This window comes from Paenibacillus sp. 1_12, assembly GCF_900114475.1.
In the GTDB taxonomy this organism is placed as follows: domain Bacteria; phylum Bacillota; class Bacilli; order Paenibacillales; family NBRC-103111; genus Paenibacillus_S.
Genome location: NZ_FOTE01000013.1, coordinates 135673 through 160857 on the forward strand (window position 1 = coordinate 135673; position 25185 = coordinate 160857).

At 46.7% G+C, this 25185-nt stretch carries 23 protein-coding genes and 1 pseudogene; 13 read left to right on the forward strand and 11 right to left on the reverse strand.

Annotation, left to right across the window (positions count from 1 at the left end):
* Positions 1-8 precede the first annotated feature (8 nt).
* The 3 genes from BM210_RS24435 (at position 9) to BM210_RS24445 (ending at position 5627) form a co-directional block, all read left to right on the forward strand.
* Positions 9-1526, forward strand: coding sequence for an extracellular solute-binding protein (locus BM210_RS24435; protein WP_177237975.1), 1518 nt, complete (start codon positions 9-11; stop codon positions 1524-1526).
* Positions 1527-1639: 113 nt separating this feature from the next.
* Positions 1640-4897, forward strand: a complete 3258-nt coding sequence (locus BM210_RS24440) for a glycosyl hydrolase (protein ID WP_091174557.1) — start codon at positions 1640-1642, stop codon at positions 4895-4897.
* A 214-nt stretch (positions 4898-5111) separates the two neighbouring features.
* On the forward strand, positions 5112-5627 hold the full coding sequence (locus BM210_RS24445) for a GNAT family N-acetyltransferase (protein ID WP_371263534.1): 516 nt from the start codon (positions 5112-5114) through the stop codon (positions 5625-5627).
* On the opposite strand, the gene BM210_RS24450 is transcribed toward BM210_RS24445, so the two are convergent.
* Complete coding sequence (locus tag BM210_RS24450) at positions 5624-6160, reverse strand: helix-turn-helix domain-containing protein (RefSeq protein WP_091174621.1); 537 nt, start codon at positions 6158-6160, stop codon at positions 5624-5626. The two genes, BM210_RS24445 and BM210_RS24450, sit on opposite strands and share 4 nt — an antisense overlap.
* A gap of 296 nt (positions 6161-6456) precedes the next feature.
* On the opposite strand from BM210_RS24450, the gene BM210_RS24455 reads away from it, so the two are divergent.
* Together BM210_RS24455 and BM210_RS24460 are read left to right on the forward strand one after the other, a co-directional pair.
* Positions 6457-6858 carry a DoxX family protein gene (locus tag BM210_RS24455; RefSeq protein WP_091174561.1) on the forward strand — a complete coding sequence of 134 codons (402 nt, stop codon included), beginning with the start codon at positions 6457-6459 and terminating at the stop codon, positions 6856-6858.
* A 63-nt stretch (positions 6859-6921) separates the two neighbouring features.
* On the forward strand, positions 6922-7695 hold the full coding sequence (locus BM210_RS24460; RefSeq protein ID WP_091174562.1) for a DODA-type extradiol aromatic ring-opening family dioxygenase: 774 nt from the start codon (positions 6922-6924) through the stop codon (positions 7693-7695).
* 61 nt (positions 7696-7756) lie between these two features.
* Here the strand turns inward: BM210_RS24460 and BM210_RS24465 are convergent, their stop codons facing one another.
* Positions 7757-8041, reverse strand: a complete 285-nt coding sequence (locus BM210_RS24465; RefSeq protein WP_091174564.1) for a hypothetical protein — start codon at positions 8039-8041, stop codon at positions 7757-7759.
* A 403-nt stretch (positions 8042-8444) separates the two neighbouring features.
* On the opposite strand from BM210_RS24465, the gene BM210_RS24470 reads away from it, so the two are divergent.
* Together BM210_RS24470 and BM210_RS24475 are read left to right on the forward strand one after the other, a co-directional pair.
* Positions 8445-8909 carry a DUF3052 domain-containing protein gene (locus BM210_RS24470; RefSeq protein ID WP_091174565.1) on the forward strand — a complete coding sequence of 155 codons (465 nt, stop codon included), beginning with the start codon at positions 8445-8447 and terminating at the stop codon, positions 8907-8909.
* On the forward strand, positions 8902-9828 hold the full coding sequence (locus BM210_RS24475) for an NAD(P)-dependent oxidoreductase (RefSeq protein ID WP_371263535.1): 927 nt from the start codon (positions 8902-8904) through the stop codon (positions 9826-9828). Before BM210_RS24470 ends, BM210_RS24475 begins: the two co-directional genes overlap by 8 nt.
* Before the next feature lie 117 nt (positions 9829-9945).
* Here BM210_RS24475 and BM210_RS24480 read toward each other — a convergent pair whose 3' ends face one another.
* From BM210_RS24480 to BM210_RS24490, 3 genes are all read right to left on the reverse strand, one after another.
* Complete coding sequence (locus BM210_RS24480; RefSeq protein WP_091174569.1) at positions 9946-11124, reverse strand: NAD(P)/FAD-dependent oxidoreductase; 1179 nt, start codon at positions 11122-11124, stop codon at positions 9946-9948.
* Between the two features lie 30 nt (positions 11125-11154).
* Positions 11155-11598 carry a DUF1641 domain-containing protein gene (locus tag BM210_RS24485; RefSeq protein WP_091174571.1) on the reverse strand — a complete coding sequence of 148 codons (444 nt, stop codon included), beginning with the start codon at positions 11596-11598 and terminating at the stop codon, positions 11155-11157.
* A gap of 368 nt (positions 11599-11966) precedes the next feature.
* Entirely contained in the window at positions 11967-12644 is a 678-nt protein-coding gene (locus BM210_RS24490) for a class I SAM-dependent methyltransferase (protein WP_091174573.1), read from the reverse strand.
* 254 nt (positions 12645-12898) lie between these two features.
* Between BM210_RS24490 and BM210_RS24495 the strand changes: the two genes are divergently transcribed.
* The gene (locus BM210_RS24495) at positions 12899-13228 is read left to right on the forward strand and encodes an MGMT family protein (protein WP_091174575.1); all 330 of its coding nucleotides are present in this window, start codon (positions 12899-12901) and stop codon (positions 13226-13228) included.
* Between the two features lie 218 nt (positions 13229-13446).
* Here the strand turns inward: BM210_RS24495 and BM210_RS24505 are convergent, their stop codons facing one another.
* The 6 genes from BM210_RS24505 to BM210_RS24530 all read right to left on the reverse strand — a co-directional run bounded on the left by BM210_RS24505 (position 13447) and on the right by BM210_RS24530 (position 19598).
* Positions 13447-14172, reverse strand: coding sequence for a DsbA family oxidoreductase (locus tag BM210_RS24505; RefSeq protein ID WP_091174578.1), 726 nt, complete (start codon positions 14170-14172; stop codon positions 13447-13449).
* Between the two features lie 258 nt (positions 14173-14430).
* A complete protein-coding gene (locus tag BM210_RS24510) occupies positions 14431-15411 on the reverse strand; it encodes a FecCD family ABC transporter permease (RefSeq protein ID WP_091174580.1) in 981 nt (326 codons plus the stop codon).
* Positions 15411-16430, reverse strand: a complete 1020-nt coding sequence (locus BM210_RS24515) for a FecCD family ABC transporter permease (RefSeq protein ID WP_091174581.1) — start codon at positions 16428-16430, stop codon at positions 15411-15413. The genes BM210_RS24510 and BM210_RS24515 overlap by 1 nt, the downstream gene beginning before the upstream one ends.
* A gap of 3 nt (positions 16431-16433) precedes the next feature.
* The gene (locus tag BM210_RS24520; protein WP_091174582.1) at positions 16434-17408 is read right to left on the reverse strand and encodes an ABC transporter substrate-binding protein; all 975 of its coding nucleotides are present in this window, start codon (positions 17406-17408) and stop codon (positions 16434-16436) included.
* A 117-nt stretch (positions 17409-17525) separates the two neighbouring features.
* Complete coding sequence (locus BM210_RS24525; protein WP_091174584.1) at positions 17526-18329, reverse strand: helix-turn-helix transcriptional regulator; 804 nt, start codon at positions 18327-18329, stop codon at positions 17526-17528.
* Positions 18330-18581: 252 nt separating this feature from the next.
* Positions 18582-19598 (reverse strand): LLM class flavin-dependent oxidoreductase, encoded by a 1017-nt coding sequence (locus tag BM210_RS24530; protein ID WP_091174587.1) that lies wholly within the window; start codon positions 19596-19598, stop codon positions 18582-18584.
* 569 nt (positions 19599-20167) lie between these two features.
* Here BM210_RS24530 and BM210_RS24535 point away from each other — a divergent pair.
* From BM210_RS24535 to BM210_RS24555, 5 genes and pseudogenes are all read left to right on the forward strand, one after another.
* Positions 20168-20929 carry a DeoR/GlpR family DNA-binding transcription regulator gene (locus BM210_RS24535; protein WP_091174589.1) on the forward strand — a complete coding sequence of 254 codons (762 nt, stop codon included), beginning with the start codon at positions 20168-20170 and terminating at the stop codon, positions 20927-20929.
* Between the two features lie 31 nt (positions 20930-20960).
* A complete protein-coding gene (locus tag BM210_RS24540; protein ID WP_091174590.1) occupies positions 20961-22016 on the forward strand; it encodes an ABC transporter ATP-binding protein in 1056 nt (351 codons plus the stop codon).
* Positions 22009-22887, forward strand: a complete 879-nt coding sequence (locus BM210_RS24545) for a carbohydrate ABC transporter permease (RefSeq protein WP_091174592.1) — start codon at positions 22009-22011, stop codon at positions 22885-22887. Before BM210_RS24540 ends, BM210_RS24545 begins: the two co-directional genes overlap by 8 nt.
* 37 nt (positions 22888-22924) lie before the next feature.
* Positions 22925-23754 (forward strand): annotated as a pseudogene (locus BM210_RS24550) (carbohydrate ABC transporter permease).
* A gap of 62 nt (positions 23755-23816) precedes the next feature.
* Positions 23817-25139, forward strand: a complete 1323-nt coding sequence (locus BM210_RS24555; protein WP_256223992.1) for an ABC transporter substrate-binding protein — start codon at positions 23817-23819, stop codon at positions 25137-25139.
* The last annotated feature ends 46 nt before the right edge of the window (positions 25140-25185 follow it).

The window sequence follows — 25185 nt, forward strand, 5'->3', positions numbered from 1 at the left end:
AAACTGCAATGGGGAAGGACAAGTTGAAAATTCGTACGATGTATCGCGCAACAACAATTTCGCTTTTGATTACGGTATTGGTTGGATGTAGTGCAGGACAAACGGCAACGGTACAACCGAAGGATGGGGGGGCAGCCCCAGTCGCTGACACACCGCTGAAGGAATTATCGATCATGACCCAGTATAGTACACCGGAGCCCCCTAAGCCGGATAACGTCGCGCTGGTGGAGATGGAGAAGTACACGGGAACGAAGTTGAACATCACATGGGTGCCAAGTACGGCGTACATCGATAAAGTGAATGTCACACTGTCTTCTAATGCGCTGCCCCAGGTTTTAATGGTAACCGATCACAAGTCTCCTTCCCTGGTCTCTTCGGCCCGTTCGGGCATGTTCTGGGAGGTTGGGCCCTATTTGAAGGACTATCCCAATCTCAGCAAAAAGCTTCCGGCTGTCACTAAAAACGCTTCGGTTGACGGGAAATTGTACGGAATATATCGCGGTCGCGTGTTAGGTCGTTATGGAGTTGTATATCGCAAGGATTGGCTCGATAATTTGGGGCTGAAGGAGCCCAAAACGATCGATGAGTATTATGAGGTACTAAAGGCATTTACAACTATGGACCCTGACAAAAATGGGAAAAACGATACCGTTGGACTCGTATTGGATAAAGCCAGTCTTGATACCAAAGATTTTTTCACATGGTACGGAGCACCTAACGGTTGGGAATATAAGGACGGTAAAATCACTCCCGATTTTATGACCAATGAATACTTGGATGCCTTGAACTTTTTGAAAAAGTTGTACAATGAAAAATTGATGAACGTCGATTTCCCCGTTACCCAAAACTATAAGGATCTCATTAACAAAGGTGTTGCCGGATCATCTATGAGCTGCATGTGCCATGCTTTGGACGGCTCGTTTAATAGTCTGGCTAAGATTGACACCAACGCCAAGATTGATATCGCCAATACCCTTAAGGGACCTAAAGGGGAACGTGCTGCGGCGAGCTCGGGATTCTTCGGCATGTTTATGTTCCCTAAATCAGTCGTAAAAACAGAGGCTGAGCTGAAGAAGATATTGGCTTACTTTGACAAAATCTCCGATGATAAAATGAACTTTTTGCTGGATTGGGGAATCGAAGGCAGACATTATAAGATGGAAAACGGAAATCCCGTATTTGTCGATGCCAAGCTGTTTGGAGACGAGGTCAACCCGATCAAGCAATTGAAAACGTGGGACGGCTCGTCGTATGGCACGGCTACTCCACTAGCCAAAAAGCTGCTGGATTTGTACGCGTTGAACGACAAAATTGTCCAGCACGATCCTACCTTGCCGCTGATTTCCAATACGTTTACTGAGAGAGGTACAGATCTGAAGAAAATCATTACCGATGCGCAAATCAAATACATTCTCGGAGAATTTAATTTGGATGCATGGAACAATGCAATCAGTCAGTGGAAGAAACAAGGCGGAGACAAGGTTATCGAGGAATTTACGGCCGAATATGCGAAACAGAACAAGTAAACACAACCCAAATTGATCATAGTGCCGATGAAAACGGAAGCATGGAAGCACTTTTATGCGTCCCAGCTATCGATTCATCGGCACTCCCCATAAGAGAGGAATGAGCTACCCATATGAAATTCGAAATCGAGAAGTTTATTAATCCTACGGGAGAGTACCGTATGCATCCGTTTTGGTTTTGGAACGGGGAAATGACCGAGGACGAAATTCGGCATCAGTACAATGAAATGGCAGATAAGGGTGTTGGGGGTGTATTCATTTGTGCCCGACAAGGCATAACCATTCCATACTTATCACAAGGCTGGTTCGATAAAGTCAAATTTGCCGTAGAAGAGGCCAAAAAACGGGATATGTACGTGTGGCTTTACGATGAATACCCGTATCCAAGCGGAATCGCGGGCGGGGAAGTGACCCTGCAGCATCCCGATGCCAAGCAATATACATTGGAGCACACGACCAAACAGATTAAAGGTGGAATAAGCTTCGCTATGGAGCTGCCGTGGGCGCGGATTTTATATGCTAAAGCGGTTCCGATCGGCTCGGACGGGGAAAAACGCTGGGATGATGCGGTTGACGTCAGCCCATGGATCGGCAACTACCAGTCGGAGCAGGTGTTCCAACAGATCGGTCTTACGGCATACACTGATAAGCGATATTTTTCCTACGGCCCCGTGCAAAAAATCGAATGGGCCGTGCCAGAGGGAGAATGGGAGCTTATTATCCTGCAGGAGAAAGAAATTGAAGATTTTAAATATTACGGAACCTACGTGGACCCAGCCCACCGTGAGGCGATGGAGACCTTCATTCGTGTGACTCATGATAGGTTTGCCGAGGAGCTTGGTGAATATTTCGGGACGACGATCAAAGGCATGTTTACAGATGAAACCGGATTTGTAAGCCGAATTCCGTGGTCACCGCGCATTCCTGAATATTTTAAAGAGAAATATGGCTACGACATCCGCGAGCATTTGCCTGCTCTTTTATACCATGATGCGGAAGATGCTGCACGGATTCGCTACGATTTTTTCCAGGCTGCTCACGAACTGCTTTTGGAAAATTATCATAAGCTGATGAGCGATTGGTGCGAAAAGCATGGCCTTAGTTATGTGACTGAAGTGCCGTCCATGCGCATGACCACCCAATTATACAGCCATGTCCCTGGGGGCGACACCGCCCATGAGAAGCTGGGAAGATCACTTGAATGGGTGCTGAACCGTTATGGCGACAACATTCGCGGCAACGCGAAAATGGTTAGCTCGATTGCGCGCCAGCTTGAAAGAGAGCGGAATTTGATCGAATGCTTCCACAGCGTGGGCTGGTCGATGACCCTGCAGGACGCCAAGTGGATGATTGACCGCATGGCGGCTCAAGGAACTAACTTTTTCAACCCTCATGCCTTCTTTTATACGCTCGACGGGTTGACCAAGCATGATGCGCCGCCTTCTCAGTTTTTGCAAAATCCGTATTGGCAGCACTTCCGCCAGCTGGGTGATTACACCGGAAGAATTAGCTATGTGATGAGCTGCGGTACAGCAGAGGTTCCTGTTGCGGTTTTGTTCCCGATAACGACTTACTGGACGCATATGGGTAATCCGAATCGATTAACGTATTGCGGACGAGAAGCTGACGAAAAAACACATTTTGAACAGCTGAAAAAAGAATGGGTCGATATCTGCAATCATCTAACCTTCATTCAAAGAGATTACGACCATCTCGATCCGGAGATGCTGGAGCGGGCGAAAGTGGAAAACGGAAAAATCACGCTTGGAGATGCCGAATATTCGGTTCTTATTTTGCCTCCAATAACTAATTTGGAGAATAAGGCATGGCATAAAATACGCGAGTTTTTGGATAGTGGCGGCAAAGTCATCAGTGTAGGTCAAATGCCGATTGAAACGATCGAAAAGGACGCTTCTGTCGAAATAGAGATGAAACGCACATTCGGTTTATTGGATAAGGAATCCCATCATCCAGGGACCTATGTCATTTCAGACAGTGAAGGGAACGCTGTGCAGGTTTTAGATGAATTGACCGAGCTGTTGAACGATCTGCTGCCGATCTCTATCCGGCTTCATAGCGAGCGTCCCCATAAGAGCTTTATGCTGCAAACTCGTAAAGTATCGGAGGACAGCGTTGTAGTCTTTATCAACAATCATGATGGTGAGGAGCATGATGCTTCCTTACAGTTGGATGTCTCCCAAATTTGGAAAGACGCTGGAATGAATCCGCAAGACGGTGAAGTCGTTTGCCATGAGTTGTCGTTGGACACTGGTGAGGTTGTTTCGCTTAGGGTTGAGCGGGTGGGAGAAACGTCATTTACGGTGGCGCTGCCATTTGTGCCCTATCAATCGCGGCTTGTTCAATTAACGCGGGGGGAAAGCGCCGGCGCTGCTGAAGTCGGGATGAATCCATCAGAGGCACCCGCCAAGCTCGAAATCGCTGCTGCCGGTCAATGGCAGCTTCGTTCAGAACGTAACAACATGGTGCGGTTCGATACCTTTACTATCGATATCCAAGGAGAACAAGGTGAGTCATTGTTATTCACTAACGGTAAAGAAGCGAAGGTTCAGGTTAAGACGTTTATCGATCAATGCTCGGATCTGGCAGCTTACGCGGGAATCCCTGTCGTCATGAAGAGTGAGTATTTCGGAACACCACTGAAAACAACGGTTTCATATCCGCTGAAGGCTATTTACAAGGTGCCTTTCTATACAGAGGAGCTTCCTCAGGAATGCCGGATTGTTATGGACCGTGGAGCGATATCAGGCGATTGGATCATCCGGGTCAACGATGAAGTACTTAGCAGCGACAGCTTTCAGCCGTACTTTTTGTACGACTATATGAATATAGCGGTAGACATCCACGAATTCCTGCAGCCAGGCTCCAACGAGATTGTTGTGGAGGTGAATGTTCAACGGGATTGGGACGGCCTGCTCGAAGCACTTTATTTGGCAGGGGATTTTGGTGTAAAGCATGACCTGAACAAGCAAGTGGTTTTGACCCGTTCAGTCGAGCAGACGGACACGTTAAAGGGCGGACTGGTCGATGGGTTTCCTTATTATGCGGGAACGCTTCGTTATAGTCGCAAAGTAACGATATCGGAGCTGCCCGAAACGCAGACGTTCGAGCTTTCGTTCCACGATTGGGACCCACATTTTCACGATGCCGCCGAGGTGCTCATTAACGGTCAGACGCTCGGTGCGCGATCATGGACGCCTTACCTTTGGCACGGTGACCGCTCTATCCTGCGGGAGAGTGACAATGTAATAGAAGTGCGAGTGACCAACACACTGGTCGGGCTGCTGGAAGGCAAAGTGTTTGATTATGCTACACATTCTCTGCACAGGATTAATGATATGACATCGCTGTAACTCACAGCCATGTCGTCGTTCTTTACGAAAAGGAGCTTTGCCGCTGAAATAAGGTGGCAAGCTCCTTTTTGCGTGTACACGGCTGCTGTCCGCGTTATCGTTTATGGTTGTAGGTTATTTGATTTTGGAGTCTTATTTTTGGACAATTAGTAAATTGTAATTTACAATTATTATGTTCAATAACATGAATCTGTATGAAATGGGAGTGGTGAATTTGGCTGGTGAAGTGAAGACCGAGCAAATACTTTCTATAGAGAATAGAAGAGATGAACTATCGGAGCTGCTTGTCCAGGTCGTAGAGGATGGCGCGTCGATTGGGTTTCTGCCTCCATTGAAGCTTTCGGAAGCATCACGATACTGGGAAAACGTATTATGTCCTGAGGTAATCTTATTTATAGCGACATTAAACGATCAGGTAGTCGGAACTGTACAGCTGCATTTATGTACAAAGCAAAATGGTGATCATAGAGCGGAAATTGCAAAATTAATGACCCATCCAAGGTATCGACGTCATGGTATCGGTCGTTTGCTCATGAACAAGGCTGAAGAACGAGCCAAGCAGGAGGGCAGATCGCTGTTAGTCCTCGATACAAGAGAAGGAGACCCGTCCAATCACCTTTATTCTTCTATTGGTTATATTCAAGCTGGACGGATTCCGGACTATGCGAGATCAGCGGATGGCGAATTACACGCAACGATTTACTATTATAAAAGCGATATATCCTTTTAAGAATCCAGTTCCCTGTACACTGCGATAAGCACCAAGGCAGGCAGGTCTCCCGTGTTGGTTACCTTATGGGGCACACTCGCATTCCAGCTAAAAGAATCTCCCTGCTCCAACACGGCGGAATCTTCCCCTTGTTCGGCTAAGATCGTTCCATTCAAAACAAAATGACATTCCTCTCCTTCATGCGCATGTGGATTATCTCCTGTCGTTGCACTCGGAGGTAACTCAACGATCCGCATGCGCAGATTTCCTTGTGTAGAGAGATGCTCGACTTTTAATTTTTCTTCCCCAGTCGTGGTGTACTGCCGTTCTGAGTGTCGCACGACTTGCATGCGTTGTTCTTTTTGGAGCAGCAAATAAGGAAGAGGAACTTTGAGAAAGGAGGCTATGTTTTCTAAAGTAGCAATGGAAGGAGAGGTTTTATTATTTTCTACATTACTGATAAACCCTTTGGAAAGACCGGTTCCTTCGCAAAGCTGTGGAATGGTTAGTTTTTTTCGTTTACGTATAGCCCGGATCGTAGTTCCAATATCCATCATTTTCACGCCCTTTGGTTTTGTAATACATATATAATATTCATAGTACCAAATTTATATTGACAATCCAATGATGAAATGATAAATTTGTTTCATTGAAAGTTTATTCATATAGAATTAAGTTTTCTATAAGGATACAAAAATGAGATTTTATTGAGGGGGGTGTTTTTTTATGAATAAAGGTTTTGCAATATGAATAAAATGTATACAGAAAAATACTTTTAATAGCAATTTCATATATATGGGATAGCTCAATAAAGACAAATATTCGGATTAAGCAGAAGGAGTGTTATAAAATGAAGACAACAACGATAGTAACCATCATGAGAGTTCTTGTAGGTATTCTGTTTGTGGCACATGGTATTTCGAAATTCCAGATGGGTCTCGACAATACAGCGGGGTGGTTTGGTAGTATAGGTCTTCCGGAATTTGCAGCCTATGTGGTTGCTTACTTCGAGCTCATTGGCGGAATCGCTTTGATCATCGGCTTCGCAACCCGATACTTTGCAATCGGCTTTATCATTATGCTTATTGGTGCGATCGTAGCGGTGAAGCTTCCGGTGGGACTGTTGGGCAACGCGCAAATGACTGGTTATGAGTTGGATCTGGCAATGATAGCTTTAGCCGGTTACTTTGCTATCGCGGATGAGCGTGGGCTTGGTCTGGATCGACTGCTGTTCAAAACTAAAAACCAATAAAACGTATCCTTCCGTACAACTGCCACAACTGCAGCAACTAATAATCGGTAAAGGAGCTTTACGATGATACCTTCTTTTTTTATTGCTCATGGTGCTCCATCACTTGCACTGGAACATAATGACTACACAACGCTTTTGAAAAATTTTGCAGCGGATTATCCTAAGCCTAAGGCTATTGTGCTCTTTTCCGCCCATTGGGAGAGCAGACAACAGCAGGTGTCAGCTTCTACTTCCCCATACGAAACCATTTATGATTTTTCGGGTTTTCAACCAGAGCTGTATCAAGTCCAATATCCGGCTCCCGGTGAACCCTCGATAGCAAACGAGATTCAAGCTTTGCTTCAACAAGAAAAAATCCCTGCCAGTCTCGATAGCGATCGGGGATTGGACCATGGAGCTTGGGTCATTCTGTCTCTGATGTATCCTGCGGCAAATATCCCGGTAATCGCATTATCCGTAAATCGGCACTTGTCGAATGCGGAGCAATATCGGATTGGTAAAGCATTATCTTCACTTCGTGAGAAGGACATCCTTATCCTTGGCAGCGGCGGAACGGTTCATAATTTGCGGAGGCTGGAGTGGGGTGCTTCCCGAACTACCGATTGGGCAGCACAATTCGACGGCTGGCTGGATGAAAAGCTGACTGCGTGGGATTTGGAGTCGTTGCTCCAGTATGAGCAGATGGCTCCTTATGCCAAGGAAGCGGTGCCTACTCCTGAGCATTTTATCCCGTTGCTGCTGGCTATGGGTACCGGAGATTCAAGTAAAAAAGCTTCGTTGGTACATCGCAGTTACCAATATGGAAATCTAAGTTTAAGCTGCTGGAAATTTGACTGAACCGATAATGGATATAGAAATAACAAGGACAACTCTTTTGGAGTTGTCTTTGTTGTTAATCCTACTGCTCGTCCTTGATAGGATGCGCCTGCACCTGCTCTAAAAGCTCACGGTTTTCACCCAGCAGCTCTTGAAGCTGCTGAAGCGCCTCTTGATTTTCTTCGCTTTGAAGCGTATTGGCAAGTCCGTTCTCTGCCCGCTCCATTGCATTGTGAGATTGCTGAATCATTTGCTCGCTTGGATGCGATGCTGCTTGCTCTACGGCGCTCGTTACCTTATTTACGGAATTCAACAGCTGGTTAATGGGTTTGTCCGGCTTCCAGCTTGTTTCGGTGTGTTTAGCCATATCGGTGACCTCCAAGTATCGTTATATACATGAGTATTACTTCTTTACTATGGCAAAATAAATATAATTTATGCATGGCAAACGATACCACAGAACCATATAGCCTCCTCGCTAGCTCTCGAACTATATAAGATGAACTAAACATCATGACAGCAGAGAGGCGCTGCGAAAGCAGACCCCTCTTCCAATCGCTGTTGCAGCCAGATTCTTTCGATTCTTAGCCCCATAGGGGTAAGAATCCGTCTGCAAAGGCGAACACTTCGTTTCTCCAGAAGGGTCCGCTATCTCCGCTCGGGCTGTGTGCTTCTTTTGTTCATTTCAAAATATGGTATGATGAATGGGGTAGATAAAGTCGGTTTGTTTGAATGCTTGTTACGAATAATAATAGGAGGAGGTGACAGAATTGAGCGTAAATCCGCTTATTCAGAAACTGCAATACAAAGATCAGGGTGAGGCCGTTCTTGTTTTAAATCCGCCGCAGGTGTATGAAGAAGTCATCGACCAATTTAAAGGTGAGGTTCATCGGGAGGTTCTTCATGATTCGTATCCGTTCGTACAGGTATTCGGAGCTAGCAACGAAACGGTTCAATCTTTAGCCCGACTGGGGGTCACGGTACTGAGTGAGGACGGTCTCCTATGGCTATGTTATCCGAAAAAAACGTCTAAAAAATACAAATCCTCGGATTGCAGCAGAGAGAGTGTAGCCTTCCTGCTCGGCACTGAGGGATTTGAGCCGGTTCGTCAAATCGCGATTGATGAGGATTGGTCTGCGCTTCGATTCCGGCATGTGGATCGAATTAAATCTATGGTTCGAGAATTTGCTGTGACGGAAAAGGGCAAGCAGCGTACCATAGATAACAATGAATAGAAACGACGAATGGTGGGTGAAGAAGCTGGAGAAGATTAGCTTTATTGGACTGGGAGTCATGGGCTCTCGGATGGCAGCGCGATTGATTAAAGCAGGATTTTCGGTAACCGTTTACAATCGAACAGTAAACAAGGTTGAGCCGTTGGTACAGCTTGGAGCGAGCTGGGCGGCGACAATCAGGGAAGCTGTAGAGCGGGCAGATGTGATATGTACTTGTTTATCGATGCCACAGGATGTTAAGGAGTTGTATACGGGGGAGCAGGGTGTTTTTAAACAAGCGAAGCTGGGTGCCATTTGCTTGGATTTTACAACTGTCGGCCGAGAGCTGAGTGTGCAGCTGGGTGTGGAGGCGGCGTCTCATCAGCTTACTTATTTGGATGCACCTGTGAGTGGTGGTCCAGAAGGTGCGGAACGAGGTACCTTGACGATTATGGTGGGTGGACAAGCGGAGGCTTATGAACAATGCTTGCCTGTGCTTCAGCAATTAGGTGCTAATGTACAGTACTTAGGCAATTCAGGCTTAGGCAGCGTAGCCAAGCTAATTAATCAATACTTGGTTGCTACTCATACTTTAGCGGCTTCAGAAGCTATGGCAGCGGGCAGTGCTTATGGAATTAACCCGGAGCAGCTGTATCAGATCTTGTCTACAAGCTATGGAGATAGCCGGATGCTGCGTCGGCATGTTGAGCAGCACCTCCTGGATCGTAACTTTCAACCAGGGGGCGCGCTGAAGTACCTGCTGAAGGATATTCGATTAGCTAATAAGCTCATAGCGGAAACAGGGATTGAAACCTCTACAGGAACCCATGTGGAAACCGTTTTGCATAAGGCGGTGGAACAACAGCACGGGGATTTAGATATGTCTGCTGTGATTTTGTCTTTGGAGCTGCTAACGGGGGTTAAGGTGGAAAGAAAATAAAGAAAGTAAAGCGTATCCCTGCCTAAGTGTATAACACAAGAAAAGCCCCTTCACAAAAAAACGGTGAAGGGGCTTCGTGTAAGCTAGGTTGAAAAGATTGATCGGATAACCAGCTTCTTAATAAGCAAGTGCAAACAATCCGTTAATGTGGGACAGATAGCGGGCGTTACTCGCTTTTTTCATCAAGGATGCCGGAGTACCCTTTAATTCAATACCGCTTCCACCAACAGAGCCGATTCCGTCTTTACGGCCAAGGCTTGCCAGTGTTCCCGAGAATACAGGGCTGAAGCTGTCCATTGTGGTGCCTTTGAACTGTGCTGCGATATTAGCGCCTGCAAGCTCACCCATTTGCCAAGCCAATTGTGCAGTTGGAGGGAAAGGACGGCCTTCCGGTCCAAATACGACTGCACAGTCGCCAGCAAGGAATACATCCGGATGGGAAACGGATTGAAGCGATTCGTTAACCGTTGCACGACCGCGGTTCACTTCTACTCCGCAATTCGCAACAAGCGAGCTGCCTTGTACGCCGCCAGTCCAAACCAACGTGTTTGTATCAATCGTTCTTCCATCTTTAAGGCTAACAGTTGGACCGTTTACTTCAGTAATTGCAAGGCCGGTCAAGAACTCAACACCGCGATTTTGCAGGCTGACTGTTGCACGCTCAATAAGCTCAGCTGAGAATATTGGCAGGATGCTAGGCATAGCCTCAACAAGATAAAGCGATACTTCTGCGAAATCAACGCCGTATTTACGGCAAATGCCAGGCAGCTCATCAGCAAGCTCACCGACCAGCTCAACGCCTGTCAGGCCGCCGCCGCCGATAACGAAAGTAGCGTCTGCTTTATCTTTAGTGTTGCTGTACTTGCGAATACTTTGCTCTACATGCGCAAAGAGACGGTTTGCATCTGCTACGGATTTCAGCGTGAAGCTGTTCTCCTGTAGACCTGGAATGCCAAAGTAGTTAGTCTCACTACCCAGAGCGAGCACTAGAGCGTCGTAGCTGAACGTTTTGCCGCCAAGCAGCAGGACTCTGCGTTCTTCCACATTAATTTCATCAACGGTACCGACTACCACATTGATTTGCTTACCTTTAAGCAGCTTTTCCAAAGGCAAAGCGACTGCCTTCTCAGCAACATTACCTGCAGCAAGACGGTGAAGCTCGGTAATAATTTGGTGCGATCCCACGCGATTAATAACGGTAATTTCTGCTTCTTCATGCGTTAGATGGGCACGAGCGGAAAGTGCGCTCAACAAGCCGCCGTAGCCGCCACCCAAGATCAAAATTTGTTTACTCACGGTTATCCTCCATCCTGACAATAGGTTGATTTATAGGTTTTCTTGCTTTTTTCTTTCGCCCAAAATATCAAGGTAAGCTTGGCTAAAACGAAGCATTTTTTGCAATTCCGGATCTTTAAGCAGCTTCAGCATACCAAATAGACCAATTGTGGCTTCGCTTTGATCAGCACGATCGTTAGCCTCAATAGCTGCGGATGCGTAACCCTTAACTTTTTCTTCAAGCGGTTTAACGACTTCCTGAATTCCGCCTACCATATCTTGAATCAAAACACGGTCATTAGCTACTTTATTAGCCAAATCATATGTTTTGGTAAGCAGGGTCATCATTTCGGTAAGCCGCGGCAGTTGATCTACCAATACGGTTAATGCCTCTTGTACCTCTGGCTTTAACAATTGATCCAATACATCCGCCTTAACGTTTGCGGGAGCTACAGAAGCATCTTGTTCTAATACTTGAGCATTGGTTTGTGACATGTTTGTTATCCTCCTTTATTCATCTGAATCTGTTCGCAAGTAGCAAAAAAACGTTATTCCGCGATCTATATGAAATATAATATAGGTTAATATTATATTATCCATTCACTTGTGAAAAAAATCACATAGAAGTTAGAAAGTTTCCGCGTCTAAGCTGCTGCGAACCAAGTAATTGCTAAGCTATATTGTATACCTAATAGCAGCAGGAGACAATAGTTTTTTCATCATATATTTACAAATTTTTCACTGTCGATGAGGTTGTCGCTCCAGCAGCTTGGCTGCCGAAGCAACATCTCCTTGTATGCGTCATACTTAACATGGGATTAATATTGTTTTCTGAAATCGATCACCACTCGAACACCTTAACTTCAATTCTTTTTCCCGATAAAAACAGCAAAATCCAGATACTTATACATGCAATCCACATCAGAAAAACCTGCCTGCTCGAGCCAGTCGATTTGATCACCAAGCTTGGCGTTCAAGTCCAGCTTTCTTCGCTCCACAGAGGTATCGATGGATGCTCTGGAAAGGCCACTGTCGTTAATATGGGCTAACCAGCGCTGTCTATGGTATTCATCTATAGCTGGGGTGTTGCCCTGTACCTGATCCGCATTGACAAAAATACCGCCTGGATTCAACAGCTGGTGAACGGTGGCGAACAGCTTTCTTTTGGCAGGATGGGTCAAATGGTGAATCGACAATGAAGAGACGATGATGTCATAAGATCGGGGAAATACGTAGCTGGAATAATCACCGATGATGTATTGAACGTGGTCTTCCTCGCGAAAACGACGGCGTGCTTCCTCCAGCATTTTATCACTCAGATCTATCAATGTAAGATGGGCTTTCGGGTATTTATGCAGCACCATTCGGGAGAACAGCCCTGTACCTGCACCTAAATCGAGAATATGCGGAGCTTGGCTTTTGCTTTCCGCCAGGGAAAGCGCCATCCCATAAAATTCATCGAAACAGGGGATCAGTTGTCTTCGCTGCTGGTCATAATCATTGGCAACGGCGTCAAACAGTTTTTTGACCGATGGGTCCATAAGAAGACCTCCTTGGTATGGGTTTTCTTCATTGTAACGACAGATTGCTAATTGAGGAAATATATAAAATGAATGGAAACTATAGGGAAGACCTATATGTGGCATGTGAATTCGCTTGGTCAACCTCTTCCTACCTTTTCTTGCGACCAAGTACGGCAGTGCGGTTCCGATTTCAATATCCGATATGGTAAGATCTGAATGACGAGGTTATACAGGTAAATGAATTACCTTATCGAAGACAGGAGGGAAACAGTATGAAACCATTCACGTTGAATGTCATCGCTATCATTAAAAGCATTCCAGAAGGGAATGTCATGACATATGGGCAAATTGCCGAGCTTGCGGGCAGTCCAAGAGGAGCGAGACAGGTTGTGCGGATTCTGCATTCGCTAAGTGCGATTCATCAGCTTCCTTGGTACCGTGTGGTAAATGCCAAGGGAGAAATCGCCTTCAACAATGAGGAAGCACGCTTTATGCAGACGTTCCATTTGGACAACGAGGGTGTGGCTGTGAGTGACAACGGGCGTATTGATTTGGAACAGTATCGATACACGCCAGTGGATAGGATAGACCCGCTCCCCTAATAGCAAGTGTGTAAAATCGTCCGATGATTTCGTCCCATCCCATAAAATCCAACAAAAAAACCTTCGCAATCGGCAGCAGCTCGATTGGAAGGCTTTTTTTGGCATTACTTGAGAAGCTGGAGGCTGTTATCATCGTGTACAGATGGGGAGCTTCAGCTTCTAATATCATCAGAACGAGCATAGGACTGACACGACAGCTTGTTCTTCGACAGATGGATTCAGGGCTTAGGTTGTGAAGGTGCACAAACCCCATCGTCACAAGTTCCATCAGCCGGATCGCTGCCCATGTCGTTAAGCAGCGTCAGCGGCTGGTCCTCATCCCATGCCTTCTGTATCGCACCTAAAAATACTTCGCTTGATTGAGCGCCTGAAATTGCATATTTGCGGTTGATCACGAAGAAGGGAACTCCGCGTACGCCCAGACTACCTGCTTCCTGCTCGTCATTACGGACCTCGGCTGTGAACGCATCCCCAGCAAGAACCTGTAAAGCTTCGTCCTTGTCGAGTCCGACTTCTGCGGCCAAAGCGGCTAATGTCTCATGATCGCCAAGATGCTTGGACTCGGTAAAATAGGCATGCAGCAAGCGCTCGGTCAATGCATACATAAGGCCATGCTGGTTAGCGAAATGCGCCAATCGATGTGCGTCGAACGTATTGGTCAAAATCATCGTGTCAAAGTTAAAGGTCAGTCCGACCGATTGAGCCTGAGCGGTAACACCCGCGTTCATCTCCTTAGCCTTATCAACGCTCATGCCATATTTGGAAGCCAGCATCTCATTGACACCATGAGGAAGATCTCGCTCCGCATTCGGGTCCAGCTCAAAGCTGCGGTAAATCACATTGACGTTCTCTTTGTTCGGGAAAAGGGCAAGTGCCTCTTCAAAGCGACGTTTGCCAATATAGCAAAAGGGACATGAAAAATCAGACCATATTTCAATATTCATTTTATAAGCCTCCAGAAAGTGAGTATAGGTATCTGTAACTAAAACCTCTGCTGTTGCTCGCAAATTTCATGAAATCATCGTTAAGAAATTCATAGCCGGATAAGGGCACTAATCTTAATTGCCTTACTTATCAAAGTTTACCTGATTACAAACAATAAATCCAGCATAGGAGCGCAAGCATGAACAGGTTAACAGCCTACTGGTGAAAGCAGCTGATAAAAAGCCCTATCCGCGAGTATAACCGGATAGGGCTTGTGTTTATGCAGACTTGCTTCGTGCTCTTCTCAGTAAATAAACAAAATAAGGTGCGCCGATTACAGCGGTCATGATGCCGACTGGCACCTCGCGCGGGATGATCAGAATGCGGCCCAAGCAATCCCCAAGCAGCATCAGATCGGCCCCGATCAGCGCAGCAAGCGGAATAAGCCATTGGTGTCGGGCACCGACAATGCTGCGGGCAATATGAGGCGCGATCAATCCAATAAAGCCAATGGCGCCCACTGCCGATACAGATATGCCAGCCAGAGCTACAGCCAGCAGCAGCAGCCAGAAGCGCTGCCGCACAATACTCAGGCCAAGCGAGGTTGTTGTCTCATCACCAAGCTGGAACACATTCAGCTTGGGATAATTGATCCAAACCACGGGCAGCAGCACCGCGATCCAGGGCAGCAGTGAGTAGACGGCATCCCACCGCTTGCTCCACAAGCTCCCCGCCAGCCAGAGCAGCGCCATATTGATATCGGTTGGATGCATCACGATCAAATATTGCGTACCCGCCTGGAAGACGGCCCCAATAGCAATTCCGATAAGAGCAAGCGACGCAGGCGTCATGGTCAAGCGTTTGCTGAGCAGCAGCAGAATACCAAAGGCGACAAAAGCACCGATAAAAGCGGATATTGGAAGGAAATAGCTTGGTGCTTTAGGAAACAGGAAAATGACGGCGGATGCAGCCAGTCCCGCTCCTTTGGTAATACCGATCACATCGGGGCTGGCCAACGGATTACGCACAATGCTTTGCAGAATCACGCCGCCTACAGCCAGGCCGAAGCCCGCCAGAATGGCGACTAGAACACGCGGCAGGCGAACCTCGTAAATAATAAAAAAGTATTTGTTATTCTCATGCAAAATGCTGGACCAAACATCCTGAAAGGAAACGGGCACTGCTCCCAAGCGCAGGGAGATTACCGCTAACACCAGCATCAGCAGAAATGCCAGGATTAGAGCTACAGATTTATTCATCAGCGGGCACCTCCCTTTTTGCGGGCCAAATAAATGAAGAAGGGGGCGCCGATCGCTGCTGTCACAATCCCGACGGGAGAGTCGTAAGGAAACGCGATAAACCGGCTGAAGAAGTCGGCATAAACGAGCAATGCCCCTCCGAGCAATGCTGTTAGCGGAGCCAGAACATGAAGATTATTCCCAACCAGGGCACGAGCGATATGAGGGACAATCAGGCAAATGAAACCGATCGGACCGCATATCGCAACCGCTGAGCCAGCCAATACAATAACAAGCAGCACGCTGATGGCGCGAATCACCGATACCCGCTGGCCAAGACCTGCGGCAATCTCATCGCCCAGCAGCAGCAAACGGAAGGAAGGCAGCATCAGGCCAAAGATGAGCAATCCGCCGATAAAGAAGGGAAGAATCGTACTGATCTCCTTCCATGCTGCTTGACTGACAGAGCCGACCAGCCAAAACATCATACTGTCAGTATTTTGCTGATTCAATATAATAAGTCCCTCCGTCAGCGAGGAGAGTAGAAAATGGATCGTTATCCCCGCTAAGGCCAAACGGACATATTGCTTCGATCCCGTCCCGGCAAGTGCCCAGACAAGGAATGCTCCGACTGCTGCCCCAATAAAGCCAATGCAGATAGAGCCTGTAAGCGAAATGTTTTTGAACACAACCAAACCGAACACAACTGCAAAGGCTGCCCCCGCATTAATGCCGAATACGTGGGGAGAGGCCAGCGGGTTTTTCGTTGTGAGCTGCGTCAACAATCCGGCTAGTGCCAGCTGAATGCCGACAATGCCTGCTGTTAAAGTACGCGGCAGCCGCAGCGTTTGAATATATAGATGATTTTTATCATGTCCTTGATACGTTAAGGCTTCAAATAAGACACGCCATGATATTTGCGCCTGACCCCATTTGACGCTGCACAGGAATCCGATGACCAGCAGGAGAAAAGAAGCAGAAAAAAGAAAGAGCAGAAACCCTGTCCGGTTCTGCTTTTCCAATTGGACCTTGTTTGTCATTGATCAGGCTCCCAGGTTTTTGAGGATATCCTCGGCGATTTTCTCGGATCCGAGCAATCCGCGTGAAAGAGACCAATCACGTCTTTCTACTATAAATACTTTCTTGTTGGCAACGGCATCGATTTGCTTCCACAGCGGGTTGGCCTCCCATTGATTAACAATCGTTTCTTTCTCGGATGGCAGCAGGAACATAGCTTGCGGATTGGCTTCGACCAGTTGCTCCAGAGTTAGCTGCGGGTTAGCCGCTGTGTTTTTCACCGGATCCGTAAATCCGAGCAGCATCAGGAAGGAGCCGCCGAAGGAGTGGTCCGAATGGGCATAAAAGCCTTTGGAATTCGTCACGGCTGGAAGTACACGCAGATTGGTGGTGGTTAGCTTCTTTTTCACAGCCTCGATTTTGGTCTGGTGCTCAGCAAGACGTTTCTTGCCTTCCTCTTCCTTGCCAAGGGCTTTTGCGATAATGACATAGTTTTTGAGCATTTGATTATAGTCTGCTTGCGAATCGTCCAGAACGAGCAAAGGAGCGATAGCCTTTAATTGCGGAATTGCATTTTTGTGTTTGTTTAAATCGGCGATGATTAGGTCGGGCTGCAGCGAGCTGATCAATTCAATGTTCGGTTCGTAGCGGGAACCGACAGAGGTGTAGTTTTTCAATTGGCTCTTAACGGCATCCATGAACAGGTCGGGGCTGGAATCATCAGCAATCCCGACTGGTTGTATGCCCAAGGTAACTAGTGCATCGGTAAAGCTAAAATCCATCGTCACAATTTTCACAGGTTTTTTGGCAAGCTCGACCGTACCTTGTGCATCCTGAACCGTGATTTTACCTTCAGTGCTTGCAGCTGCTGCCGGTGTTGGGTTGGTTTGTGGAGCGGTACCGGATGGAGTAGTAGTCGCTGTTCCGCATGCTGTAAGGCTTAATGCAGTAAATAAGCTCACCAGTGCAATACTGAGTGGGCGTTTTATCCAAAGATTCATCTGTATATCCCCCTGAAAATGATTATTATTATCATTTGGATTATAGCCGATTTTTTTTGAAAGTAACATATCTAATCCTTAGATTGGACATGTCTAATCTTTAGATGTTTGATTCGTTTACTTGGGATCATGACTTTGCTGAAAAGCGGAGGGTGAAGCTCCAGTTTTCCTTTTGAACACCCTGCTAAAATAAAAATAATCTACGTACCCGACTTTTTGTGCAATTTCTTTGGCAAGCAGGTCTGTTTGCTGAAATAGAAGCTTTGCTTTTTCAATACGTAGATTGTTGAGATAAGTCATTAAGGTTTCGCCGGTATGTTTTTTGAATAGCACCGTGTAATGGCCTTCGCTCATACCTGCTCGACGCGAGAGCATAGGGAGCGTAAGCTTCAGCATGTAATGTTCATTGATATATGAGAGGGTCTCCTCGATCGAATTTGCAGAGGACTTTAGTTCATCGCGCATTCGCGATTCATACAAATAAATGAAGAGGATACGCTCCAGCATCAATCGTTTTCTAAACTCCTGTGCCGCATCTTCATCTGGGGAATGGGTATCGATTTCATGTAAGGTACGAAGCAATTCCTCGATCATATAGTGGATTTTGATTTCACTGATTGTGTGGAGGGGACCCTGCAGGGTCCATGCACTGGTCACCGGGAGCACGCGGTAAGTGATGACTACGTACTCGACCTCTTTGGTTTTTGGGATTTGGATGAAATAGGGGCCATAGTCAGGATGACAAGCAAAGCCTTGTGTGCAAACGGTGGGCTCCTGATCTTTGGCTGAAATAAGAAGATGTCCGCGTTGGACAATAATGAGACGATGGATACCCTGAGAACTAACAAGGGTTTGTGAGCTGCTCTCCGCGGTGATATCGTCTAGCAGGGGCATGATCTGAACAAGCTGTTGGAAGTACATGGCGGATGGCCCTCTTTGCATGTTTATGGATAACAGAAATATAAGCATATAACCATTTGGACAGCTATTGCCGTGTGTCTGCTGGAAAAGTTGAGCGGAGGGACAATTAGATTGAGTCCGAGGAAATGGACAGCGAAGCCATCAGCATCACTGCCATTTCAAAGAACTCACCCTTTCACTGGCAATTACTGCAAGGATAATTTAGAGAGGAGTGATCCTAGGAAAGCAGGTCCGGCTCCTGTTCGATTCCTGTTAAACGGTATCTCCGTTTTTCACGAGCTCAGCCAAATATTGATAGGAGCGTAACCGAGCCTGATGGTCATAAACCTGGGCGGTCACAATGATTTCGTCCGCTCCTGTTTCATTCAGAAACTGCTGGAGCTTTTTCTGGACGGTTGCTTTATTTCCAGCAATAGAATAACTCAATTGCTTACGGATATGAGCTTCTTCCTGAAGATTCCACAGTGCATCCATGCTGTCGACAGGCGGGTTGAGCGGACCTGTACGGCCACGTATGAGATTAAGGAATTGCTGCTCCTGGGAGGTAGCCAGCCTTCTGGCTTCTTCGTCGGTATCAGCAGCTATGACATTTAGACCGATCATCGCATAGGGTTTGTCCAGTGATTCCGAAGGACGGAAGCTGCTGCGATACAGGTCCAGTGCAGGCAGTAAATAATCAGGAGCAAAATGGCTGGCAAAAGCAAAAGGCAGACCTAGATGACCAGCGAGCTGGGCACTAAAGCCACTTGAGCCTAAAAGCCAGATCGGGATATGCAGCCCTTCGCCTGGAACCGCCCTCACGCCAATAGGGCGTGCTTCCGGCGTATTATCCAGATAAGCGCGAAGCTCGCTAAGCAGCTCGGGGAAATCATTGCCGTCGCTGCCGAGTCCACGACGCAGCGCGCGGGCGGCAGGCTGATCCGAACCCGGGGCACGTCCGAGTCCCAGATCGATGCGACCCGGATACATCGATTCCAGCGTTCCGAACTGCTCGGCAATGACCAGTGGAGCATGATTTGGCAGCATAATGCCGCCGGAGCCGACCCGGATCGTATGGGTACCTGCTGCCACATAACCGATTACGAGGGAAGTGGCGGAGCTGGCAATCCCCGGCATATTGTGATGCTCAGCGAGCCAGTAGCGATGATAGCCCCACTTCTCGGCATGTTGTGCAAGATCAAGGGTGTTTTTAAAGGAATCTGCTGCTGTACCGCCCACGATGATGGGGGCAAGATCCAGCACGGAAATTGGGATATCTCTAGTGAGCATTGTATAGTCGCCTCCTGTTATTCAGATCGATATGAAACGCAGTATCTACATTATTATATAAAAAATATACGGAATCAAACATGCCACCCCCATACAGGGATAGAGAGACATTATTCTAATTAATAAAGTAAAGAAGTATCTGATAAAAGAGTACCTGAAAGCAGTGCATAAATCCAGCATGGACCCCGGACATGAAAGACTCTACAGCTTTACATATTATTCATATCCCGTTAACACTCCCCAAATAAACGTCTCCTATAATCAAATTGAGCACAAATGAACAAAACGAGCGTAAATGGACATATCATATAGTCGGGCTTACCATCTGCAAAATGTTGCTCGTGGAACAAATAGGTGATGTTGGACCTATGCAACTTTTCGGTAATGTGATTTCTGGGCGAATAGGTCAGCGCTAAAAGCGCGGTGAGTATATATTCGATTTACGTATTCTTCATATGAGCTTAACACCTGCTTGATGCTTCATGATTACAATCAAATTGAACATGAATGAACAAAATGAATGTAATTATTGCAGTAGTGAACAGAGTTGCTCAAGGGGGAAATAATGAATGCTGGCGGCCGAAAGAAAGCTACGTATTGTGGAATATGTGAGGCAGTATCGGACAGCAACGATTACTGTGCTTGCCAATGAGTTTAACGTTCACGAGGCTACGATCCGACGGGATCTTACGGAAATTGAGCAGGAAGGCATGCTGAAGCGGACCCACGGTGGCGTCATCATCGAGCAGTGGACCCAAGATGAGCCCTCCTTTAACGAAAGAACCCGCCAGCACGTAGACCAAAAGGAAAGAATCGGGCAAATGGCGGCAAGTCTCGTGGAAGACGGAGAGAACATTATTATCGATTCCGGAACCACAACACTGCATATTGCCAAGAATCTCGTTCACCGCTCCCATATAACGGTCATTACGAACGATATGAATGTTGCCGCCGAGCTGCGTGATGCCCCACGGATTAAAGTGATTTTAACCGGAGGGGAGCTGTATCCATCGAGTTATATGTTAAATGGCATGATCACGAATCATGTACTGGGATCGCTGCATGTGGAGAAGGCGTTTATTGGGACTCCGGCGCTCCACCCGCAGCATGGACTCATGCATCCGGAGGCGCAGCTAGTTATGGCTAAGCAGGGAATGATCAAGTCGGCTAGGGAAATTGTTGTGGTAACCGACGACAGTAAGATCGGCAAGCTTTCGCTTCATACCGTAGCTCCGAACACAGCGATTCACACCTTGATCACAGGCAAAGAAGTCAGTGATTACGATATCAAGCCCTTTCAGGATTGGGGCATGACGGTGTACAGGGTATAAATGGATTTGTATAAGGTGAGGGGGATTGCTCATGGCATCCATTGAGTTCAAACAAGTTACCAAAACATTTGATAAACATACGGTCATCAAGGATCTGGATTTAACCATAGAAAACGGCAAGTTCACTGTACTGGTAGGTCCATCCGGGTGTGGCAAGACGACCCTGCTGCGCATGATTGCAGGTATTGATCCGCAGACGTCAGGTCAGGTGCTCATTAATGGAAAAGATGTAACGAGCATTGCTCCCGGTAAAAGAGGAGTCGCGATGGTGTTCCAAAACTATGCTATCTACCCGACGATGTCGGTGCGGGAAAATATTGAATTCGGTTTGAAAAATAATAAAGTGCCCAAAGCGGAGCGGACCCGCTTGGTGGAGACGATCAGCGATACGGTGGGATTGCATGAATACCTGGATCGCAAACCTTCCACCTTGTCAGGGGGGCAGCGTCAGAGAGTTGCTTTGGCTCGCGCCATGGTTAAGCAGCCTTCAGTGTTTCTGATGGATGAGCCACTCTCCAATCTCGATGCCAAGCTCAGGGTACAGATGCGGATCGAGCTGATCGAGCTCCACAAAAAGCTCGGAACGACCTTCGTCTACGTAACTCATGATCAGGTCGAGGCGATGTCGATGGCCGATACGATCGTCTTGATGAATCAGGGGCAGATCCAACAGGAGGCTCCGCCGGATGTAATGTATCGCCAGCCCAACAATTTGTTTGCAGCACAGTTTATCGGAGTTCCCCCGATGAATGTAAGTGATTTGGCAGGAGTGGGCGGGGTGAGGTATGGCTTCCGCCCGGAAAGTGCAATTTTGTCAGACAAGCCTGCCGAGCATCATTTATTGCTGCGTGGCGTGATCGTGACGAGAGAAATGCTGGGGTCAGAAACGATTTATCAGGTCAGGTCTGGACCGGATGCTTTTATGGTGAAATGCACGGAGGATCTATTTTCCGTTGATCAAGAGGTTTATCTAGGTGTGCCGGAAGCGAAGCTGGACTTCTTCGGAATGGACAATAACCGGATCGACAAAGCTCACAAACAATTTGATGATTACATGCGAAGGCTGCGAGGATTTTCCCATGGATAAAAAAACGCTTTGGGAGACGCTGCGTCCGTATCTGATGATTGCTCCTGCGATGCTTGGTATTTTGACCTTTGTGATCTACCCAATTGCCTATCTCATCTACTTAAGCTTCTATAAATACAACCTGATGAACAAATCGAAAAGCAAATTTATCGGGTTGGAAAACTTCGAACAAATTTTCACCCGTGGTGACTTTTACAAGGCATTGATGAACACATTCACGTATACCATCGGTGTTGTCGTGCTCACCCTGTTGATTTCACTGCTGATGGCGATCTGGTTGAACAAAAAAATCCGCCTTAATGCGATCGTTCAAGCAGGTATGTTTACGCCGCATATCGTATCGATTGTGTCGGTATCGCTCGTTTGGCTGTGGCTAATGGAGCCGAATCAGGGCTTGCTCAATTTTGCGCTGAGATCGATGGGGCTGCCCACTTCCCAATGGCTGCAAAGCTCGGATACGGCATTAATATCAGTCATCATCGTATCGGTATGGCAGGGAGTCGGCTACTACACGCTCATTATTGTCGCTGCGCTGCAAAGTATACCGCCAACGATGTACGAAGCAGCAGCACTTGATAATGCAAGCAGATGGAAGGTATTTACCAAAATAACGCTGCCCCTGATTTCACCGCAGCTGTTTTTTATCCTGATCATCATGACAATCGGCTCGTTTAAGGTTTTTGATACCGTTAAAATCATGACGGGCGGTGGCCCCAATAATGCAACCAATACACTTGTTTACTATATATATGGGTTTCGAACCACGAGTATCGGTTATTCGGCCGCTACGGGAGTTGTGCTGCTGGTTATTATTGGCCTACTGACCTTTGTCTACTTCCGACTGCTTTCGAAAAAGGTGCATTATCAATAGCCGACCCATGACTGGGAGAAAGGGGGTTCATACATTCATGACATTTGCATCCAAGCATCTCTGGTCGCTATTAAGCACATTGTTAAAATTACTTCTTCTGATCATTTTTGTTTTTCCGTTTTTTTGGATGATATCCACGTCGCTTCAGACCATTCAGGAAACCTTGACGTTTCCTCCCACTTTAATCCCGGCATCGCCCCAGTGGAATAATTTTGTGGTTGCTATGAGTTCAGGGCCGTTTTTGACCTATGCCCAAAATTCGATAGTCGTGACACTTTCCATCATTATTTTGCAGTTTGGTGTGATGATACCGGCTGCTTATGCATTTGCCAAATACTCTTTTGCTGGGAAAAAAATCTTGTTTGGCATGGTGCTGCTCGCTTTTATGATTCCTGGTCAAGTCACCTTCATCCCTGTCTATTTGATGCTCGCTGATTGGGGATTAATCAAAACGTTATGGCCGCAATCATTCCGTTTATGTCAAACGCATTCGGCATCTTCCTTTTACGCCAATATTTCATGCAGATTCCAGAAGAAATTATTGAAGCGGCCAAACTGGACAATGCCAGTGAGTTCAAAATAATATGGAAAATCATGACCCCGATGTCCATGCCAGCATTGGCAACGATCGCGCTGTTCAGCTTTGTTAGTCATTGGAATGATTATTTTTGGCCGCTTGTGATGACAGATTCGAACCCGGTTCGTCCGCTGACACTCGGAATCTCCATGCTGAGAGAGACGGAAGGCATTAGTAACTGGCACATTATTATGGCCGGTAATGTTACCTTAGTCATTCCCATTCTGCTCGTTTACCTGATTTGCTCGAAGCAAATTGTAAAAGCATTTGTTTATTCAGGGATTAAATGATCGTTTAATCGCTTTCGAATAATGGTCAAAATAATGCAAACAGAAAAGGAAGGAAGATAATAATGAAAAAAAATGTGTCTATGATTATGGCATCAACGATGCTGCTTGGCGTACTTGCAGGCTGCAATCAAGCTCCTCAAGCAAAGGATAATGGAACCCCTGGAGCCACTCCAGCAGTTGCACCGGCGGCAGCACCTGCTAAAGCTGGCAAGACGACGATTCAGTATTGGCATTCTATGGGTGGGAAAAACGGCGAATATACGGATGCGCTGATTAAACGCTTCAATGAATCTCATCCCGATATTGAGGTTGTGGGTACCTTCCAAGGTGGCTACGATGAAGTGGTTACGAAGCTCCAGCAGGCAGCAGCAGCGAATACAGCACCAGACGTCAGCATGCTGGAGCGTTCTTTCGTACAGCTGTTTGCAGACGCAGACGTATTGGAAGATCTGACACCTTATTTAAAGAAATCGGGTTTAAGCACAGATGACTTTGTTCCCGGTCTGATGGGTCACTCTACCTTCAATAAAAAATTGGTCACCCTGCCTTTGAACCGTTCCACTCCTATCTTACATGTCAACAAGACGATGCTGGATGAAAAAGGGCTCAAGGTACCTACTACCTGGGAAGAAATGAAAACCGTCGCCAATGCGCTGGTTATTAAAGAAAACGGTGCTTATAAACGCCAAGGTTTATCGATGCCTTTTGACGATTGGTATGTGATTGCGATGATGACTCAGTCCAAAGGAAGATTTTTTAATGAAGAAGGAACTTCGGTCGGGTTTTATGATAACGGTGTGGGGCTTAAAGTATTCAGTTACCTGAAGGATCTTCAGAACACGGGAGCGTTGTTCTACCCGCCGACTCAGGATTCGGGAAATATAGTCAATCAGATGTTTGTCGATGGGAAAATCGGCATGCTGTTCCAATCAACGGGAAGTATCGGAAGTATGGCGCAAAATGCGAAGTTTGAATATGTAACCTCCTTCCTACCCCAAAATGATGTATACGCCACGCCAACCGGAGGAGCGAACGTTACCATGCTGGCCTCATCCAAAAACAAAGCAGCTGCATGGGAATTTATTAACTGGCTGATGACTGACCCTAAAGGCGGACAGCAGTTCGTGATCGACACCGGTTACCTGCCTTTTACAAAGAAAATGGTAGAGTCCAAAGAAATTAAAGAGCTGTATGCCAAAGAACCCAATCGTAAAGTCGCATACGATCAGCTTCAATATGCCGTTGACACGAATAAGCATTTGGCATGGACGCCTATTGTGCAAGAATTCCGCTCAGCTATGCAAGCGATCATGTATGACAACAAAGACATTCAAACCACTCTGACTACATTCAAAAATTCAGCCGAAAAACTTATGAAAAAATAGTGCATGTTTAAGAATTCAACAAGGTCTTTCAGAGGAGCAGGCAGAC